The 17771-nt window shown below is 70.5% G+C and carries 14 protein-coding genes; 3 read left to right on the top strand and 11 right to left on the bottom strand.

Annotation, left to right across the window (positions count from 1 at the left end; all coding sequences use genetic code 11):
* Nucleotides 1-138 precede the first annotated feature (138 nt).
* The 5 genes from AB0L71_RS01175 to AB0L71_RS01155 all read right to left on the bottom strand — a co-directional run bounded on the left by AB0L71_RS01175 (nt 139) and on the right by AB0L71_RS01155 (nt 7084).
* Entirely contained in the window at nt 139-1557 is a 1419-nt protein-coding gene (locus AB0L71_RS01175) for a SidA/IucD/PvdA family monooxygenase (protein WP_365236503.1), read from the bottom strand.
* Nucleotides 1554-2957, bottom strand: coding sequence for an aminotransferase class V-fold PLP-dependent enzyme (locus AB0L71_RS01170; RefSeq protein WP_365236502.1), 1404 nt, complete (start codon nt 2955-2957; stop codon nt 1554-1556). Before AB0L71_RS01170 ends, AB0L71_RS01175 begins: the two co-directional genes overlap by 4 nt.
* Before the next feature lie 242 nt (nt 2958-3199).
* Nucleotides 3200-5704, bottom strand: a complete 2505-nt coding sequence (pepN, locus tag AB0L71_RS01165; protein WP_365236500.1) for an aminopeptidase N — start codon at nt 5702-5704, stop codon at nt 3200-3202.
* A gap of 121 nt (nt 5705-5825) precedes the next feature.
* A complete protein-coding gene (locus AB0L71_RS01160) occupies nt 5826-6152 on the bottom strand; it encodes a chorismate mutase (RefSeq protein ID WP_365236498.1) in 327 nt (108 codons plus the stop codon).
* Nucleotides 6153-6196: 44 nt separating this feature from the next.
* Entirely contained in the window at nt 6197-7084 is an 888-nt protein-coding gene (locus AB0L71_RS01155; RefSeq protein ID WP_365236496.1) for an AraC family transcriptional regulator, read from the bottom strand.
* A gap of 239 nt (nt 7085-7323) precedes the next feature.
* Between AB0L71_RS01155 and AB0L71_RS01150 the strand changes: the two genes are divergently transcribed.
* A complete protein-coding gene (locus AB0L71_RS01150) occupies nt 7324-9138 on the top strand; it encodes a beta-galactosidase (protein ID WP_365236494.1) in 1815 nt (604 codons plus the stop codon).
* A gap of 61 nt (nt 9139-9199) precedes the next feature.
* On the opposite strand, the gene AB0L71_RS01145 is transcribed toward AB0L71_RS01150, so the two are convergent.
* Nucleotides 9200-9982, bottom strand: coding sequence for a serine protease (locus AB0L71_RS01145; protein ID WP_365236492.1), 783 nt, complete (start codon nt 9980-9982; stop codon nt 9200-9202).
* Between the two features lie 219 nt (nt 9983-10201).
* On the opposite strand from AB0L71_RS01145, the gene AB0L71_RS01140 reads away from it, so the two are divergent.
* Complete coding sequence (locus AB0L71_RS01140; RefSeq protein WP_365236490.1) at nt 10202-11140, top strand: hypothetical protein; 939 nt, start codon at nt 10202-10204, stop codon at nt 11138-11140.
* A gap of 55 nt (nt 11141-11195) precedes the next feature.
* On the opposite strand, the gene AB0L71_RS01135 is transcribed toward AB0L71_RS01140, so the two are convergent.
* The 5 genes from AB0L71_RS01135 to AB0L71_RS01115 form a co-directional block, all read right to left on the bottom strand.
* Nucleotides 11196-12410, bottom strand: a complete 1215-nt coding sequence (locus AB0L71_RS01135) for an NADH:flavin oxidoreductase (RefSeq protein WP_365236488.1) — start codon at nt 12408-12410, stop codon at nt 11196-11198.
* Between the two features lie 416 nt (nt 12411-12826).
* A complete protein-coding gene (locus tag AB0L71_RS01130) occupies nt 12827-14506 on the bottom strand; it encodes a DEAD/DEAH box helicase (protein ID WP_365236486.1) in 1680 nt (559 codons plus the stop codon).
* Between the two features lie 175 nt (nt 14507-14681).
* Nucleotides 14682-14885, bottom strand: coding sequence for a cold-shock protein (locus AB0L71_RS01125; protein ID WP_365236484.1), 204 nt, complete (start codon nt 14883-14885; stop codon nt 14682-14684).
* 406 nt (nt 14886-15291) lie between these two features.
* Entirely contained in the window at nt 15292-15903 is a 612-nt protein-coding gene (locus tag AB0L71_RS01120) for a TetR/AcrR family transcriptional regulator (RefSeq protein ID WP_365236482.1), read from the bottom strand.
* Nucleotides 15904-16019: 116 nt separating this feature from the next.
* Nucleotides 16020-16520, bottom strand: coding sequence for a pyridoxamine 5'-phosphate oxidase family protein (locus tag AB0L71_RS01115; protein ID WP_365236480.1), 501 nt, complete (start codon nt 16518-16520; stop codon nt 16020-16022).
* 304 nt (nt 16521-16824) lie between these two features.
* On the opposite strand from AB0L71_RS01115, the gene AB0L71_RS01110 reads away from it, so the two are divergent.
* Nucleotides 16825-17754, top strand: coding sequence for a rhomboid family intramembrane serine protease (locus AB0L71_RS01110; protein WP_365236478.1), 930 nt, complete (start codon nt 16825-16827; stop codon nt 17752-17754).
* Nucleotides 17755-17771 lie beyond the last annotated feature (17 nt).

Raw genomic sequence — 17771 nt, 5'->3', positions numbered from 1 at the left:
CTTCGTGGGCATTCACGTTGCGGGGTAACCGGGGGCCTTGGTGGGTGGTTCTTCGGGGTGGTGGCCGTCCTCTCCTGGTGGAGGGGGCGGCCGTTTTCTGTGGTGTGGGGGGTGCCAGTTGTTCTGCGTGAGGGGGTGTCAGTTGGTCCGGGTGAGGGGGGTGAGGCCGGGGTTCTGGGTGGGGAGGGTGGAGGGGTGGGGGGTGAGTCCGAAGGTGGTGAAGGCGGTGCGTTCGGGGAGGGGGTAGGTGGTGGTGTGGGTGAGGTCGTTGAGGATGGTGGCGCTGCGCCAGGCGGCGAGGCCGAGGTCGGGGGTGCCGACGCCGTGGGTGTGGCGTTCGGCGTTCTGTACGTAGATGTGGCCGGTGATGGTGGGGTCGAGGGCGAGGCGGTATCGGTCGTCGATGTGGGGGCGTGCGGAGGTGTCGCGGTGGAGGTGGGGGTCGAGGGCGGTGAGGAGGTGGTCGAGGGGGCGTTCGTGGTAGCCGGTGGCGAGGATGACGGCGTCGGTGGTGAGGCTGGTGCGGGTGTTTTGTTGGGTGTGTTGGAGGTGGAGTTCGATGCGGTTGTTGGTGAGGCGTTCTGCGGTGCGTACGGAGATTCCGGGGGTGAGGGTGGTGTCGGGCCAGCCGCCGTGGAGGGTGCGTCGGTAGAGCTCGTCGTGGATGGTGTTGATGGTGTCGGTGTCGATGCCTTTGTGGAGTTGCCATTGGCGGGGGACGAGGTGGTCGCGGACGGTTTCGGGTAGGGCGTGGAAGTAGCGGGTGTAGTCGGGGGTGAAGTGTTCGAGGCCGAGTTTGGAGTACTCCATGGGTGCGAAGGCCTGGGTGCGGGTGAGCCAGTGGAGTTTTTCGTGGCCTGGGGGGCGGGCGCGTAGGAGGTCGAGGAAGATTTCGGCGCCTGATTGTCCGGATCCGATGATGGTGATGTGTTCGGCTTCGAGGAGTTGTTGTCGGTGGTGGAGGTAGTCGGCGGAGTGGATGACGGGGAGGGTTTCGGTTTCGACGAGGGGTTTGAGGGGTTCGGGGATGTGGGGTTCGGTGCCGATGCCGAGGGCGATGTGGCGGGTGTGGGTGCGGCCGAGGGCTTTGGCTTCGCCGTCGGTGTCGAGTTGGGTGTAGTCGACTTCGAAGAGGGCGCGGTCGTGGTTCCAGCGGATGGCGTCGATCTGGTGGTTGAAGTGGAGGTTGGGGAGTTGGTTGCTGACCCAGCGGCAGTAGGCGTCGTATTCGGCGCGTTGGATGTGGAAGCGTTCGGCGAAGTAGAAGGGGAAGAGTCGTTCGTGGTGGCGTAGGTAGTTGAGGAAGGTCCAGGGGCTTGCGGGGTTGGCGAGGGTGACGAGGTCGGCGAGGAAGGGGACTTGGAGGGTGGCTCCGTCGATGAGGAGGCCGGGGTGCCAGTGGAAGGCGGGTTTTTGGTCGTAGAAGGTGGTGGTGAGGGGGTGGGGGTTGGGGGGGATGCCGTGGGCGAGGGCGGCGAGGGAGAGGTTGAAGGGTCCGATGCCGATGCCGACGAGGTCGTGTGGCTGGTTGTGGTCGGGGGTGGGGTGGTCGGTCATCGGGGGGTGTTGCCTTCCGCGAGGTCGTGGGCGAGGTGGGTGACGAGGTCGAGGAGGGTGCGGAGGTCGTGGGGGGTGGTGTGGGGGTTGAGGAGGGTGGCTTTGAGCCAGAGGCGGTTGTCGGTGTGGGCGCGGCCGAGTACGGCGTGGCCGCGGGTGAGGAGGGTGCGGCGGATGGTGGCGACGGTGGTGTTGTCGGTGTTGGTGGGTCGGAAGAGGACGGTGCTGATGGTGGGGCGGTCGTAGAGGTCGAGGGTGGGGGTTTGGGCGATGAGGTCGGCGAGGTGGTGGGCGGCGGTGATGGTGCGGTCGATGAGGTCGGCGAGTCCGGTGCGGCCGAGGGCTTTGAGGGTGACGGCGATTTTGAGTGCGTCGGGGCGGCGGGTGGTGCGTAGGGAGCGGCCGAGGAGGTCGGGGAGGCCGGCTTCGGTGTCGTCGTGGGCGTTGAGGTAGGGGGCTTGGTGGTGGAGTGCGTGGAGGTGGGTGTGGTGGGGGACGGCGAGGATGCCTGCGGGTGCGGGTTGCCAGCCGAGTTTGTGGAGGTCGAGGGTGACGCTGTGGGCGCGGTCGAGGCCGTGGATCTTGCCTCGGTGGGTGGGGCTGAAGAGGAGTGGGCCGCCGTAGGCGGCGTCGATGTGGAGTTCGGCGCCGTGGGTGGTGCAGAGGTCGGCGATGTCGGCGAGGGGGTCGATCTGGCCGGTGTCGGTGGTGCCTGCGGTGGCGGTGACGAGGAGGGGTGGATGGAGGTGGGTGAGGGCGTCGTCGAGGGCGGCGAGGTCCATGACGCCGGTGGGGGCGGGGATGGTGGCGGGGGTGGGGAGTCCGAGGAGCCAGGCGGCGCGGGTGATGCTGTGGTGGGCGTTGGTGGCGCAGATGGTCTGGACGGGGCCGTTGCGTTCGCGGGCGAGGAGGAGGGCGAGTTGGTTGGCTTCGGTGCCTCCGGTGGTGAGGAGTGCGTCGGGTGTGGGTTGGTGGGGGTAGATCTCGGTGGCGAGTGCGGTGGTGAGGTCGGCTTCGAGGACGGAGGCGGCGGGGGCTTGGTCCCAGGAGTCCATGGAGGGGTTGAGGGCGGAGGCGGCGAGGTCTGCTGCGGTGGCGAGGGCGAGGGGTGGGGTGTGGAGGTGGGCGGTGCAGTGGGGGTGTGCGGGGTCTGCGGCGCCTTCGGTGAGGGCGGTGATGAGGGTGCGGAGGGCGTGGTGGGGGTCGGTGCCGTGTTCGGGGATGACGGGGTGGGTGGCGGTGCGGGTGCGGGTGGTGATGGTGTCGGGTCCGCCGGCGGGGAGGGGGCCGTCGCGTCGGTGGGCGCCGTCGTGGAGTGCGGTGAGGACGGTGTCGATGAGGGGGCGTAGGGCGGTGGGGCCGGTGGTGGAGCCGGCGAGGGGTGGGGTGGGGGTGGGCATGGTGGTGGGGCCCTTCGGGTGCGCGGGGTGGGCATGGGGGTGCATGCCAGCTTGTCGGGTGGTGTGGGTGCGCTGCCGTAGAGCTTGGTGATCTCAACTCGAAAGGGGGATGTGGGTGGGGTGGGGGGCTGTGGTTGGGGGTGTGGGTGGTATGGGTGCGGGGTTCTGGACACACGCGTGCCCGGCGCGTCCCTGTGGGGTGGGGGCGTGCCGGGCACGGGTGGGTGGTGTGTGGGGGTGGGTCAGTGGGTGTTGCGTACGGCGAGGGCGCGGCGCAGGTCGTCGATCTGGTCGGTGATCTTGCGGCGGAGGGCGGGGGTGAGGTCGTTGGTGTGGAGGGCTTGTTCGCCGAGGTGGAGGGTGTGGGGGTCGACGGCGTATGCGGGGAATGCGTGGGTGCCTGCGGCTTGGGCGATGGCGGGGCCGCGGCGGGTGGCGAGCTGGGTGGCGTCGGGGTAGTAGCGGGGGATGTAGTCCTGGAGGAGTTCGGCCTGTTCGGGTTGCCAGAAGCCTTGGGCGGTGGCGATGAAGAGGTAGTTGGAGACGCTGTCGTCGTGGAAGAGGGCCTGCCAGGCGGTGGCTTTGGCGTCGGGGGTGGGGAGGGCGGCCCGGCAGCGGGCGGCGCCTTCCTGGCCGGTGGCGCTGGGGTCGTTGCGGAGTTCGGTGGCGATGGTGGTGTCGTCGATGGCGCCGAGGACGGCGAGGCGGGTGAGGATGCGCCAGCGGAGTTCGGGGTCGAGTTCGGGTCCGCCGGGGACGGTGCCGTTGGTGAGCCAGTCCTGGAGGGTGTCGGGTTGGGTGGCGGCGTCGATGAGGTGGCGTACGGCAACGAGGCGGAGGCCGGGGTTGTGGCCGTCTTCGGTGCGGCGGGTGAGGTCGCGGCAGAGGGCGGTGAGGGTGGTGAGGGCGGCGGGGCGGTTTTCGGGGGCGAGGTAGCGGTCGGTGATCTGGGTGCGGGCGAAGGTGAGTACGCCTTGGGCGAGGGCGAGGTCGGTTTCGTGCGGGAGGTGGGCGCGGGCTGTGTGGAGGTAGGTGGTGGGGTCGAGTTCGCCGTCGCGGACCATGTCGCGGGCGGTGTTCCAGATGACGGCGCGGGTCAGTGCGTCGGGGATGCCGGAGAGGTCGCGCTGGACGGTGTTCCAGGAGGTGGTGTCGAGGCGGACCTTGGTGTAGCTGAGGTCGTTGTCGTTGAGGACGACGAGGGCGGGGCGTCGGCCGGGGAGGGTCTTGGCCGTGCCGTTCTGGGGGATGTCGATCTCGATGCGTTCGCGCAGGAGGAGGCGGTCGGGGCCGGAGTGGGCGTCGGGGGCGTGGTCGTATGCGCCGACGGCGACGCGGTGGGGGCGGGTGCCGTGGTGGTCGACGGTGAGGGACCAGGTGCCGTCGGTTTCGTCGATGTGGGGGGTGAGGGTGTCGACTCCGGTGGTGCGCAGCCAGGCGTCGGCCCAGGCGTGGACGTCGCGGTCGGTGGCAGATGCGAGGTTGTCGATGAAGTCGGCGAGGGTGGCGTTGGCGAACTTGTGGCGGGCGAAGTGGGTGTTGATGCCGGTCAGGAAGTCTTTTTCGCCGAGCCAGGTGACGAGTTGGCGGAGGGCTGATGCGCCCTTGGCGTAGGAGATGCCGTCGAAGTTGAGCAGGGCGGAGGCGGTGTCGGGGACGGCGGCGGGGTCGGGTGCGACGGGGTGGGTGGAGGGGCGTTGGTCGGCGTCGTATCCCCAGCCCTTGCGGACGACGCCGAAGTCGACCCAGGTGTCGGTGAATCGGGTGGCTTCGGCGAGGGTCTGGTAGCCCATGTACTCGGCGAAGGACTCGTTGAGCCAGATGTCGTCCCACCAGGCGAGGGTGACGAGGTCGCCGAACCACATGTGGGCCATTTCGTGGGCGATGACCATGCCGCGGGTCTGGCGTTCGGTGTCGGTGACGGCGGAGCGGTAGACGAATTCGTCGCGGAAGGTGACGAGTCCGGGGTTCTCCATGGCGCCGGCGTTGAATTCGGGGACGAAGGCCTGGTCGTAGGAGTCGAAGGGGTAGGGCTCGTCGAATTTTTCGTGGTAGCGGTCGAAGCAGGCGCGGGTGATGTCGAGGATCTCGTCGGCGTCGGCGTCGAGGTGGGGGGCGAGGGAGCGGCGGCAGTGGATACCGAAGGGCAGTCCGGCGTGTTCGGTGGTCACGGAGTGCCAGGGGCCGGCGGCGACGGCGACGAGGTAGGTGGAGATGCGGGGGGTGGGGGCGAGGGTCCATCGGCCGTCGCCGTGGTGTTCGGCGATGCCGTTGCCGAGGACGGTCCAGTCTTCGGGGGCGGTGACGGTGAGGTCGAAGACGGATTTGAGGTCGGGTTGGTCGAAGGCGGCGAAGACGCGCTGGACGTCCTCCATGAAGAGTTGGGTGTAGAGGTAGGTCTCGCCGTCGGTGGGGTCGGTGAAGCGGTGCATGCCTTCGCCGGTGCGGGAGTAGCGCATGGCGGTGTCGATGCGGAGTTCGTGGGGGCCGGGGGTGAGGGTGGTGAGCGGGAAGCGGTTCTCGGTGAGGTGGTCGGGGTCGAGGGGTTGTCCGTCGAGGCTGATGGAGCGGAGGGTGTCCGGCTTGAGTTCGACGAAGGTGTTCCCGGGCGCGGTGGCGGTGAACTGGATGACGGTACGGGAGTCGAAGGTCTCCTCCCCTTGGGTGAGGTCGAGTTCGATGGTGTACCGGTGTACGTCGAGGATCTGGGCTCGGGTCTGCGCTTCGTCGCGCGTCAGTACGGACATGTGTCCATGCTGCCGTACGGGGTGGGCGGGGCGCAGGCGGGTTCTGCGGGGCTGTGCGGGCGGGATCGTGTGGGGTTGGGGGTGGGCCGTGCCGGAGGGGTGGGGGCACGGCCCGTGGTGCTCAGGCCTGGTCGTGTGCGGTCGACTCGTCCGCGATGCGTTCGTGGTGCCGGATGACTTCCGCCACGATGAAGTTGAGGAGTTTCTCGGCGAAGGCCGGGTCCAGGTGGGCGCTCTCCGCGAGTTGTCTCAGGCGGGCGATCTGTCGGCTCTCACGGGCCGGGTCGGCGGGGGGAAGGTGGTGGGCGGCCTTGAGATGGCCGACCTGCTGGGTGCACTTGAAACGCTCGGCAATCATGTACACAACAGCGGCGTCGATGTTGTCGATGCTCTGGCGCAGCCGGTTGAGTTCCGCGCTCACGGACTCGTCGATGTCCCTCGTGGTCATGGTCAGGGAGCTTAATGCGGTGGCCGGCAACGTTTGCCCCGGCACTAAGGGCCGGGCGGGGGGATCGTCGGTGGGTCCTCGGGGTCGGGGATCCGGTCGCTCCAGCCGCCGGGGACACTGTGGCCCTGCTGGTCGCGGAACCGGACGGGGGCGGTGCCGACCCGGCGGGCGAAGAGTCGGGAGAAGTACGCCGGGTCGTCGTAGCCGACGCGGCGGGCGACGGCTGCGACCGGCAGGTCGGTGGCGGCGAGGAGTTCCTTGGCGTGGCCGAGCCGGATGCCGAGGAGGTAGTCCTTCGGGCTGCATCCGGCGCCCCGCCGTACCGCGGTGCGTAGTTCGGCGGGTGTCATGCCGTGTCTGGCGGCGTGCTCGGCGACGGTGAGGGGCTGGAAGGCGTCGCGTGCGAGGGCCTGGAGGACGGGGGCGCCGTCGGGGCCGACATCGGCGCGGGCCCGGCGCAGGGCGACGAGGAGTTCGTGGACGGCGGCGCCGGTCTCGACCTCCAGCAGCGGGTTGCCGCGTCGGGCGGCCCGTACCATCCGCCCCACCGCGGCGCGCGGTCCGGCGGTGTCGGCGAGCGGGACGAGGGGGCGGTCGGGCTCGATGTAGCCGAGTTCGGTGTACGTGGTGGTGGCGGGGCCGGTGAAGTCGACGAAGCTCTCGTCCCAGCCGGTGCCCGGGTCGGCGCCGTAGTGGTGCGGGGCGCCGGGGGTCAGCCAGATCAGGCTGGGGGCGACGACAGGGAGCCGGCGGCCGTCCGGGCTGTCGAACCATCCGCTGCCGGAGTGGATGACGACGGCCACGTGGTGGTCCAGGGTGCGCGGCCCGACCGTCGGCAGGGTGCCGTGTTGCAGCCCGACCCCCAGGCAGACCAGGCCCAGCCGGTGGTGGAGCGGGCTGGGGGTGAAGAAGCGCATCCAGGTGTGGTACATCGGCCTTCCTTCCTCGCCCTGTCTCCGGTGTCGCTGTCCCGGTGCGTGCCCTTGCGTGCCCCTGTGTGCCCGTGCGTCCAAACAGAAGTGATCTTTGTCCATGGACCGGCGGGGCGCCAGGGGGCGAAGGTGGGGTGCAACATTCCTCCCGGGTCCGCCCGCTGCGTGGTGGGTGCCGTCCGTGCGGCCCGGAGCGGCGCGGCCCCGGAGGACCGCACGCACAGGAGAGTACGAGCACGATGGCTGACTTCACCGTGGGGGACGACCACTTCCGGCTCGACGGGCAGCCGGTGCGGCTGCTGTCGGGGGCCCTGCACTACTTCCGGGTCCATGAGGCGCAGTGGGGCCACCGGCTCTCGATGCTGCGTGCCATGGGGCTCAACTGTGTCGAGACGTATGTGCCGTGGAATCTCCATGAGCCCGAGCCGGGCCGGTTTGGGGACGTGGCCGCGCTGGGCCGCTTCCTGGAGGCGGCCCGGCGCGCCGGGCTGTGGGCGATCGTCCGCCCGGGGCCGTACATCTGCGCCGAGTGGGAGAACGGTGGCCTGCCCGCCTGGGTGACGGGCCGGTTCGGGCGACGTGTGCGGACCCGTGACGAGGAGTATCTGGGCGCCGTGGAGCGGTGGTTCACGGTACTGCTCCCCCAGGTGGTGCGGCGGCAGATCAGCCACGGCGGTCCGGTGATCATGGTGCAGGCGGAGAACGAGTACGGGAGTTACGGCAGCGATCAGGTCTATCTCGGGCGGATGGCCGATCTGCTGCGGAGGAACGGGGTGACCGTACCGCTGTTCACGTCCGACGGTCCCGAGGACCACATGCTCACCGGTGGTGCGGTGCCGGGGCTGCTCGCCACGGTCAACTTCGGGTCGGGTGCGCGGGAGGCGTTCGAGGTGCTGCGCCGTCATCGGCCGAAGGGGCCGCTGATGTGTATGGAGTTCTGGTGCGGCTGGTTCGAGCACTGGGGTGCCGAGGAGCAGGTGCGGGATCCCGGGCAGGCCGCCGACGCGCTGCGGGAGATCCTGGAGTGCGGCGCCTCGGTGAACGTCTACATGGCGCACGGGGGGACGAACTTCGCCGGGTGGGCGGGGGCGAACCGGTCGGGTCCGCTGCAGGACCAGGAGTTCCTGCCGACGGTGACGTCGTACGACTACGACGCGCCGATCGACGAGTACGGCCGCCCCACGGAGAAGTTCTGGCAGTTCCGCACAGTGCTCGCCGAGTACGCGGACGGTCCGCTTCCCGAGGTGCCGTCCGCCCCTGCGGGGCTTTCCGCTCCGGTACGGGCGGAGTTGACGGACTGGGCACCGCTGGGCACCGTGCTGGAGGCGCTGGGCGATGAGGAGTCGGGGCCGTCGGGTGTTCCGCCGACGTTCGAGGAGCTGGGGGTCGAGCGGGGCCTGGTGCGCTACCGGGTCGGTGTTCCGGGCCCGCGCCGGCCGTACGCCCTGGGCGTCGCGGGGCTCCGGGACCGGGCCGTGGTGTACGTGGACGGTGTCCGGGCGGGGGTGCTGAGCGAGGAGAACGCCACCCTGGCCGAGCCGGTGGCGGGACCGGCACGGATCGAGCTGTGGGTGGAGTCGCTGGGACGTGTCAACTACGGGCCGCGGCTGGGTGAGTCCAAGGGCATCACGGGCGGGGTGCTGCACGAGCGTCAGTTCCTGCACGGGGTGCGGGCGCAGGCGCTTCGGCTGGAGGCGTTCGAGCGGCCGGACGCCCTGGCCGCGGTGGTCTTCACCGGTACCGAGGAGGCCCAAGGGGCCGGGGGCACCGGGCTGTTCCGGGGAACGTTCGAGATCGCAGACCTGGGGGGCGCGGGGCACGCGGGGCTCGAACTGCCGGGCTGGACACGGGGGTTCGTGTGGGTGAACGGTTTCTGTCTGGGGCGCTACTGGTCGGTGGGGCCGCAGCGGACGCTGTATGTGCCGGGGCCGGTGCTGCGGGAGGGCGTCAACGAGGTCTGGGTGCTGGAGCTGGAGGAGGCGGGCGCGCCGTATGCGGAGCTGGGCCCGGGGGCGCCCGTCCGGGCCGGCGCCCCCGGGGATGTCCGGCGGTGAACCGCCCGCCGGCCGACGGCCTGGGCCGTCGGCCGGCGTCCGTGCGCGGCGGGGCCCGGGGTCAGAGCCGGGTCGCCGCGCGGGCGATGTCGGCGGCAAACGTGGAGACCTCGGTGTACACGCCCGGGTAGCCCGGTTCGGCGCAGCCCTGGCCCCAGCTGACGATGCCGACCTGGATCCAGGCCCCGGCGTCGTCCCTGCGGAACAGGGGGCCGCCGGAGTCGCCGTCGCAGGCGTCGACGCCGCCTGTGTCGATGTTTCCGGCGCAGAGTTCCTCGTCGGGGATGAGGTCGCCGTTGTACGCGGCCTGGCATGCGTCGTCGGAGACGAACGGCACGGTGGCCTTCTGCAGATACCGCTGCTGTTCGCCGTCCTCGGTGGTGGCGCCCCAGCCGGCGATGGTGAAGATGCCCTCGTTGTACCTGGTGTCGGTGGCGATCTTGAGGGTCGGCAGTTTGACGGGCTTGTCGAGTTTGATCAGCGCCCAGTCCTTGCCGAGGCCGTCGTAGCCGGGGGCCGGGTAGATCACGGCGGAGGTGCGGGTGATCGCGTCGGGGGACTCCAGGTCGGTGACGCCCGCGGTGACGGTGATGGAGGTGTTGCGGCCCGGCGCGTAACCGTCCACGCAGTGTGCGGCGGTGAGGACGATGTTCTTGCGGTAGAGGGTGCCGTCGCAGCCCATCGAGAGCCGGACGATGAAGGGGAATTCGGCCTCGTCGGCGTCGGTGCCGCCGACGATCGGATTGGGGACCGCGGTCGCTCCGGCGGGTTGGAGGCTGACGGCCGCGAGGACCACGGCGGCGACGGTGGAGCATCTCTTCACGGCCTGCAGAAGCTGCTTCAACGGACTGCCTTCTTCGGGGGGAAGGGGGGTGGGGATGCGCCCTTCTCCGGGGCCCTGTCACGGACAGCGAGGCCCATCTAGTCATGCCCCCGACAAAGGCGTGGTTCGGATTATCGAGACACGTTCATGACCTTCACAAGGATGAGTTCCAGCCAAGATCGCCTATGTGGCCGCGGCTACAGTGGAAACCGGTCGAGCATCTCGGACGGGGGCGGGGTCGTGGCGGACAGCCGGCGGTACAGCAACCAGGAGCCGGGCCGGAGCGGCGGCGGTCCGGTCGTCCATGGCTTCCCCCATCTCGACACCGTCCGCTCCGCGATCACGGCGCTGTACCGGAGGCTTTCGTACGACGGAATCCGCGGTTACGCCACGAGCCTCGCCCCCGCCGACGCCGCCTTCGGCGACGAGGAGGATCTCCACCTCGGCGCCCAGCGGGTGGCCGCCGCCATGGTCCGGCACCTCCATCTGCCGGAGGCCCGCATGATCGTCGCCTTCCGGGCGATGGAACACGCCGCCGGAATCGAACTCGCCGCGGGGCCCGAGTACTTCATCGAACTCAACGACCGCTTCCGCACCCATCGCAGGGACATCGGCGCCGCACTCTCGCACGAGGTCATGCATGTGCTGCTGCACCGCCTCGGCCTGGAGTTCCCCGGCACGCGCGACAACGAGATCCTCACCGACACCGCCGCGGCGTACCTGGGCGCGGGATGGCTGTTGCTGGACGCCTTCCGTGAGGACGCCGTGTCCAGCCAGAAGCTCGGCTACCTCACCCCGGAGGAGTTCGGATACGTCCTCGCCAAGCGGGCGTTCGTCTTCGACGAGGACCCCTCCCCCTGGTTCACCAGCCCGCAGGCGTACACGGCGTACACGAGGGGCCGGGCCCGGGCCCTCGACGACACCCGCCGGCCGCCCCTCGCCGCCGCCGGCTGGGCGGGCCGCCGCCGCTACGCCAGGGAGCGGCGGTACGCGACGGACCACCCGGGCACACGGACGGCCCCCGGCCCCGACGCCCCGTACGCCTTCGAGAACGGGCCGCAGGGTCTCCGGGTCTCCTTCGCCTGCCCCACCTGCCACCAGCGCATCCGCGTCCCGGTGCGCGGCCGGATGCGGGCCCGGTGCGGGCTGTGCCGCACGGTCCTGGACTGCTCCACCTGAACGGGACACGGCGGCCGGGTACGTCGTCCCTGTCCCCCGGCGGTGGGGCGGGCGGTCAGGAAGGGGTGGCGATGAGCGGGCAGTGGGTGCCCCGGTAGATGGTCGGCATGCACTTGTTGCAGTGGATGCAGAGCGACTGCACGTCCGGCTCCCCCGCCATCCGGTGCACCAGGTCGGGTTCACGCAGGAGCGCGCGGGCCATCGCCACGTACCCGAATCCTTCCGCCATGGCCTGTTCGATGGTCGCCCGGCGGGTGATGCCGCCGAGCAGGATCAGCGGAAGGTCCAGCGCCTCCCTGAACCGACGGGCCGAGGGCAGCAGGAACGCCTCCTCGTAGGGATACGCACGCAGGAACCGGCCTCCGGCGAGGCGGATCCCCAAGCGCATCGGCTGGGGAAAGGCCGCGGCGAACTCGCGGAGCGGCGCCTCGCCACGGAACAGGTACATCGGGTTGAGCAGGGAGCTGCCGGCGGTCAGTTCGAGGGCGTCGACCGTGCCTTCGTCCTGGAGCATCCGGGCGACCTGGATGCTCTCGTCGATCCCGAAGCCGCCGGGCACGCCGTCGTCCATGTTGAGCTTGGCGGTCACGGCGATCGTGTCGCCGACCTCGTCACGGACGGCGCGGGCGATACCGAGGGCGACCTTCGCACGGTTGGCGAGGCTTCCCCCGTAGGCGTCGTCGCGGCGGTTGAGACGGCGGCTGAGGAACGAGCTGGCCAGGTAGTTGTGGCCGAAGTGCAGCTCGACCGCGTCGAATCCGGACTCGATGGCGATCCGAGCGGCCGAGGCATGGGCGCCGATCACCCGGGTGAGGTCCTCGGCGGTGGCCGCCCGGGTCATCCGCATCCCGAGCGGGCTGAAGAACCGGCCGGGAGAAAGGGCCGGAAGCCGGTTGGAACGGGCGTCGGCGACCGGGCCCGCGTGACCGAGCTGGGCGCTGATGGCGGCCCCCTCTCGGTGCACGGCATCGGTGAGCCGGCGCAGCCCCGGTACGGCTTCGGGACGCATCCAGATCTGCCGGCGCTCGGTGCGGCCCTCGGGGGCGACGGCGCAGTACGCCACGGTGGTCATCCCCACGCCGCCGGCCGCGGGCCTGCGGTGGTACTCGATCAGCTCGTCGGTCACCAGGCCCTGAGGGGTCACCCCTTCGAAGGTGGCGGCCTTGATCACACGGTTGCGGAGCGTGAGAGGGCCCAGCCGGGCGGGCGCGAAGGGGTCCGGTGGAGCAGAACCAGAGGAACCGGAGGAGAGGGGCGGTTGACGGGTCATTGCGGTCTCCGATCGGGTGAGTGACGGATACGCGTGGAACTGGTCCTTCTCGCCCGGCATCCGCCGCGATCACCGCACGGCCGGCGCGGAGCCCCGCCGTGTCCGTCACCGCTCGCGGCCATGACGCGCCCCCTGCCGGTGATGCGGAGGCGGGCTGCCGCCTTCCACACCTGCCACCTGTTCGGCGGCAAGGTAGCCGATTCGTCTGCAACTGTCTCCACCTCGCGCCCCGGCAAAGACAACTGGCCCCGCGACCCCGCGCCGGACCGCCATCCGCCAGGCCGACGGGATCCGTGGCCCGGGGTGGTCCCGGCGCGTCCCGCCGCTGAGTACCGGAGAAGTCCGTGGGTACGTCCGGTGCCGGAAAACGGAACGGTGACCGGAGGCATCCGGTCACCGTTCTTCCTCAGCTGCGGCTACGCGACCCTGCGGCCACGCCCCGCGGCACCCCCGCGCCCTGCCCCGGAACCGGAACCGGAGCGCCCGGCCCCGGAGCCTGCCCCGGAACCGGAGCGCCCGGTGCCGCGCGCGGCGCCGCGGGCACCGCCGGAACCGGAACTGCCGCCACGGGCGGAGGTGCCCGCCGTGCCGCGGCGCTCACCGCCACCGCCCTGCGCGGCGCCACCGCGCCTGCCCCGGCCACGGCTGCCCGACCCGGAGCCCGCACCGCCGGCCGCGGCCCCGGCCGACCGGGTGCGCTGCTTGGGCGGCGTCGGCTGCGGTACCTCGATGACGACGGCGACGCCGGACGGTTCACGGGCCCCGGTGATCCGGGTGAGCTCCTCGTCGCCGGACGTGATCCGGGTGGTCCGGGGGGCGATGCCCGCATCGGACATCAGCCGGGTCATCTCCCGCTTCTGCTCGGGCAGCACCAGGGTGACGACGCTGCCCGACTCTCCGGCCCGGGCCGTGCGCCCACCGCGGTGGAGGTAGTCCTTGTGGTCGGTCGGCGGGTCGACGTTCACCACCAGGTCGAGGTCGTCGACATGGATGCCGCGCGCCGCCACATTCGTCGCGACGAGGGCGGTGACCTGGCCGTTCTTGAACTGGTCCAGCGTCCGGTTGCGCTGCGGCTGCGAGCGTCCGCCGTGCAGGGCCGCAGCCCGTACACCGCTGGCGAGGAGCCGCTTGGCGAAGCGGTCGGCGGCCCGCTTGGTGTCCACGAACATGATCACCCGACCGTCACGGGCGGCGATCATGGTGGCGACGGCCTTCTTGTCGGTCTCGTCGGCGACGTGCAGCACATGGTGCTCCATCGTCGTGACCGCGCCCGCGGACGGGTCGACCGAGTGCACGACGGGGTCGGTCAGGAACATCCTGACCAGCCGGTCGATGTTCTTGTCGAGCGTCGCGGAGAAGAGCATCCGCTGACCGTCCGGCTCGACCTGCTTGAGCAGGGCGACGACCTGCGGCATGAAGCCCATGTCGGCCATCTGGTCGGCCTCGTCCAGGACGGTCACGGCAACCTGGTCGAGACGGCAGTCGCCGCGCTCGATGAGGTCCTTCAGCCGTCCCGGCGTGGCGACGAGGACCTCGGCGCCCCGCCGCAGCGCGCCGGCCTGCCTGCTGATCGACATGCCGCCGACGACGGTGGTCAGGCGCAGGTTCACCGAGGTCGCGTACGGCGTCAGTGCGTCGGTGACCTGCTGGGCGAGCTCACGGGTCGGTACCAGGACCAGGGCGAGCGGGGCGTGCGGCTCGGCGCGCCGGCCGCTGGTGCGGGCCAGCAGCGCGAGCCCGAAAGCGAGGGTCTTTCCGGAGCCGGTGCGGCCGCGGCCGAGGACGTCCCGGCCGGCGAGCGTGTTCGGCAGGGTGGCGCCCTGGATCGGGAAAGGTTCGGTGACGCCCTGCGCGGCAAGGGTCTTCAGCAGGGCTGCGGGCATGTCCAGCTCGGCGAACGCCTCGACGGCGGGCAGCGCGGGGGTGATGGTTTCGGGCAGGGCGAATTCGCCCTGCGGCGGCGTGGCCCTGCGACGGGGCGACGCCTTGCCGGATCCCTTGCCGGAACCCTTGGCGGTTGCCTTGGCCGGGGCCGTGCCGCGCCCTCTCGGCGGGCGGTTGCGGGCGGGCCGGTCCTGGCGTTCGGAGCGGGTCATACGGAATTGCCCTCCTGGGGGATTCCTGAGGAATCCGGGGATTCCTGGGAACTGCATGGGACTGCGGGGAAGCACTGCGGGACGGCGCGCTTCTCCGCCCTGTCCCGGGGACAGCACAAACCGGGGCCCGCACCTTCACGGTGCGGGCCCCGGCTGCGAGGTACGCGTCCGGAAATCAGGCCGGGACGATGTTCTCCGCCTGCGGGCCCTTCTGGCCCTGCGTGACGTCGAAGGAGACCTTCTGGCCCTCCTGGAGCTCACGGAAGCCCTGGGTGGCGATGTTGGAGTAGTGGGCGAAGACGTCGGCGCCGCCGCCGTCCTGCTCGATGAAGCCGTAGCCCTTTTCCGAGTTGAACCACTTCACGGTTCCGGTGGCCATGTCATTCTCCTAAAAGAGGTGCAGTGCCGGAGTTCCGCACTTCGCGGAATCCGAGTCGCCGCATTGAGCCCCATCCGGAGAAAGCCGGAAAACAATGATGCGCCTGACGAAGCATTCCCGTCAGGCGCACATAATGTTCATGGGTACCAAAACTGCAACCCAGCCACCGTAGCACGTCCTCCCGACTCGCGGCGGATCACGCCGCGCCGACGGCCGGGCAGATTTTCCGCCCGGTCCCTCGGCCGGACCGGGCGGGAGCGGGCCGGTGAGCGGATCCGATGTCCCGACCGCCGGCCGGACCGGCTCGTGCGGCAGCGGCCGTCAAAATATCCGCACCCGGTTGCGCCGGGCGGATGCGGTCGAGGTGGCCGCCCGCTCTCCCGGACGTGCGGAGCCGCCCGCTCTCTCAGGTGTTCAGAGCGATGCCGTCCAGGACCATCGAGAGGTACTGGCGGGCGATCTCCTCGGGGCTGTGCCGTCCGCCCGGCCGGTACCAGGACGCCGCGACCCAGACGGTGTCGCGGACGAAGCGGTAGGTGAGGCGGATGTCGAGGTCGGCGCGGAAGATCCGTTCGGCGACGCCGCGCTCCAGTGTGCCGAGCCAGGCCTTCTCGAACCTCTGCTGGGAGTCCACGAGGTAGTGGAAGCGCGGCTGGGCGGCCAGGTGCCTGGACTCCTTCTGGTAGATGGCGACGGCGTCACGGTGCCGGTCGATCTCCCGGAAGGACTCGGTGACGAGGGCCTCGATGGTCTCCCGTGGTCCGAGACCGGCGGCGAGCACCTCGTCGTAGCCCTCCCAGAGCTCGGTGAGGAAGGTCGAGAGGATCTCGTCGATCATCGACTCCTTGGAGTCGAAGTGGTAGTAGAGGCTGCCCGCGAGCATCCCGGCCGCGTCCGCGATGTTGCGGACGGTGGTGGCGTTGTATCCCTGTGCGGCGAACACGCCGGCGGCGGTGGCGAGCAGTTCACGACGGCGCTCGGGCGAGGGAGTCCCCTGGGGCTTCTTCTTGGTAGGCACCCGCTCATTCTCCGCCTGCCGGACAGTTCCCGGACGCCTTCCCGGACGCCGCGGGGCCGCCGTGCGCGCGGGCAACGGCACGGGCGGCCCGGCAGGCGTCCTCGGCGGCCGAACGGTCAGGGCTCGTACGGTGGACTGCCGTCCGCGGCCCGGTGGATCACGCGCAGCGGCTTTCCGGGCCGCCACAGCCGCAACACCATCTCCTCGGACTCGACGGACGTGCGGACCACCTCCTCGATCTCCGTCCGGAAGAGGTGGAACGGCTCAGGCGGCTTCGTCTCCTCGACGAAGCGGGCCAGGATCTCCGGGTCGGTCTCCTCCATCGCGCGGCCGGAGATCCGGACGTCGCCGTCGACCATCTCGGCGTCCGGTCCCGGATTGGCCTGCACCGCGAACCGCGGATCGCGCAGCAGGTCCAGTGCCTTGCGGGAGCCCGGCATCATGCCGAGCCACAGCTCACCAAGAGAGAAATTCACTTCCAGACCGCTCAGGCGGGGTGATCCGTCCTTGCGGAGGGTCGCCAGGACATGGTGCTTGTACAGCCCGAAGCGGGCCTTGACGATGCCCGCAAAGACCGGCTGTGCCGACTGGAACGCTTTCCAGGAACCCGATGTCATGAGGCCAATGAAACCCGAGATCCGCGACGGCGTGCGTCGTGGATCCCGGCCATGTCGTCACGGGTCCGCCCCAGGACGCGCCGCGGCGTCTGCCGAGTCCGCCCTGGCCGGGGTCGGGTAGGGGCGTGTCCGGTTCCGTGCGCCGTGGCACGGGGGCCTGGCGCGGCGTGATCGGACCGCCGGGGCGCGGGTCGGAACACCGGGCGCGGCGCACCTGGTTCCGTCCGGGACGGCGGCGTTCGCTATCTTGGGCGCCGCCGTCCCCACCGGCCGCTCGTGTCCGCCCACCGTGAAGGAGCCTGCCGTGGAGGCCGCGGTCACCACCTGTTTTCGCCACCCGTCGTACGAGACGTATGTGAGCTGCACGCGCTGCGAACGCTTCATCTGCCCCGACTGCATGCGTGAGGCCGCCGTCGGTCACCACTGCGTGGAGTGTGTGAAGGAGGGGCAGCGCTCGATCCGGCAGGCGCGCACGGTGTTCGGCGGTGCGGTGGCCAGGAGCGCGGTGCCGTTCGTCACGTATGTGCTGATGGGTCTCAACATCCTGGTGTATCTGGGTGAGTTGGTCAGCCCGGGGATCGTCGACCGGTTCGCGATGCTCGGCGCGGGCCTGAACGGCCCGGACGGTGCCACGTACGTCTACGAGGCCGGGGACTTCCCCGGCTACGACGTGATCGGTGTGGTGGGCGGCGAGTGGTACCGGCTGCTGACCGGGGCCTTTCTCCATCTCCCGCCGGGTGAATCGTCCTTCGGTGCGCTGCCGTTCGGGGTACTGCACATCCTGTTCAACATGTACGCGCTGTGGAATCTGGGCCGCGTCGTCGAGGAGCAGCTCGGCCGGGTCCGTTATCTCGCGCTGTATCTGCTGTCCGCGCTGGGCGGTTCGGTCCTGGTGTATCTGATCGAGCCGTCCGCCGCCACGGTGGGTGCCTCGGGTGCGATCTTCGGTCTCGGTGCGGCGTTCTATGTCATCAACCGGCGCCTGGGTCGTGACATGCAGGCGGTGAACCGGTTCATGGCCGGGTTCCTGATCTGGATGCTGATCTCGGCCGGATTCACCTCGTGGCAGGGCCACTTGGGCGGGCTGCTGACGGGCGCCGCCGTCACGGTTGCGTACGCGTACGCCCCGGCGAGGCGGCGTACGGCGTTTCAGGCGGCCGTGGGTGTGGTGCTGCTCGCCGTGCTGGTGCTGCTGGTGGTGCTCAAGACGTCCGCGCTGACGGGCGGTGCGTGAGCATCGCCGCGGCCGGG

The sequence above is a fragment of the Streptomyces sp. NPDC052052 genome, assembly GCF_040680455.1.
Lineage (GTDB): Bacteria > Actinomycetota > Actinomycetes > Streptomycetales > Streptomycetaceae > Streptomyces.
This window is presented reverse-complemented; position numbering and strand designations above follow the sequence as displayed.

Excerpts from the sequence above, each read along its gene's own strand:
- AB0L71_RS01175 (WP_365236503.1), bottom strand. The coding sequence starts at position 1,557 with ATGACCGACCACCCCACCCCCGACCACAACCAGCCACACGACCTCGTC.
- AB0L71_RS01170 (WP_365236502.1), bottom strand. The coding sequence starts at position 2,957 with ATGCCCACCCCCACCCCACCCCTCGCCGGCTCCACCACCGGCCCCACC.
- pepN (WP_365236500.1), bottom strand. The coding sequence starts at position 5,704 with ATGTCCGTACTGACGCGCGACGAAGCGCAGACCCGAGCCCAGATCCTC.
- AB0L71_RS01160 (WP_365236498.1), bottom strand. The coding sequence starts at position 6,152 with ATGACCACGAGGGACATCGACGAGTCCGTGAGCGCGGAACTCAACCGG.
- AB0L71_RS01155 (WP_365236496.1), bottom strand. The coding sequence starts at position 7,084 with ATGTACCACACCTGGATGCGCTTCTTCACCCCCAGCCCGCTCCACCAC.
- AB0L71_RS01150 (WP_365236494.1), top strand. The coding sequence starts at position 7,324 with ATGGCTGACTTCACCGTGGGGGACGACCACTTCCGGCTCGACGGGCAG.
- AB0L71_RS01135 (WP_365236488.1), bottom strand. The coding sequence starts at position 12,410 with ATGACCCGTCAACCGCCCCTCTCCTCCGGTTCCTCTGGTTCTGCTCCA.
- AB0L71_RS01130 (WP_365236486.1), bottom strand. The coding sequence starts at position 14,506 with ATGACCCGCTCCGAACGCCAGGACCGGCCCGCCCGCAACCGCCCGCCG.
- AB0L71_RS01125 (WP_365236484.1), bottom strand. The coding sequence starts at position 14,885 with ATGGCCACCGGAACCGTGAAGTGGTTCAACTCGGAAAAGGGCTACGGC.
- AB0L71_RS01115 (WP_365236480.1), bottom strand. The coding sequence starts at position 16,520 with ATGACATCGGGTTCCTGGAAAGCGTTCCAGTCGGCACAGCCGGTCTTT.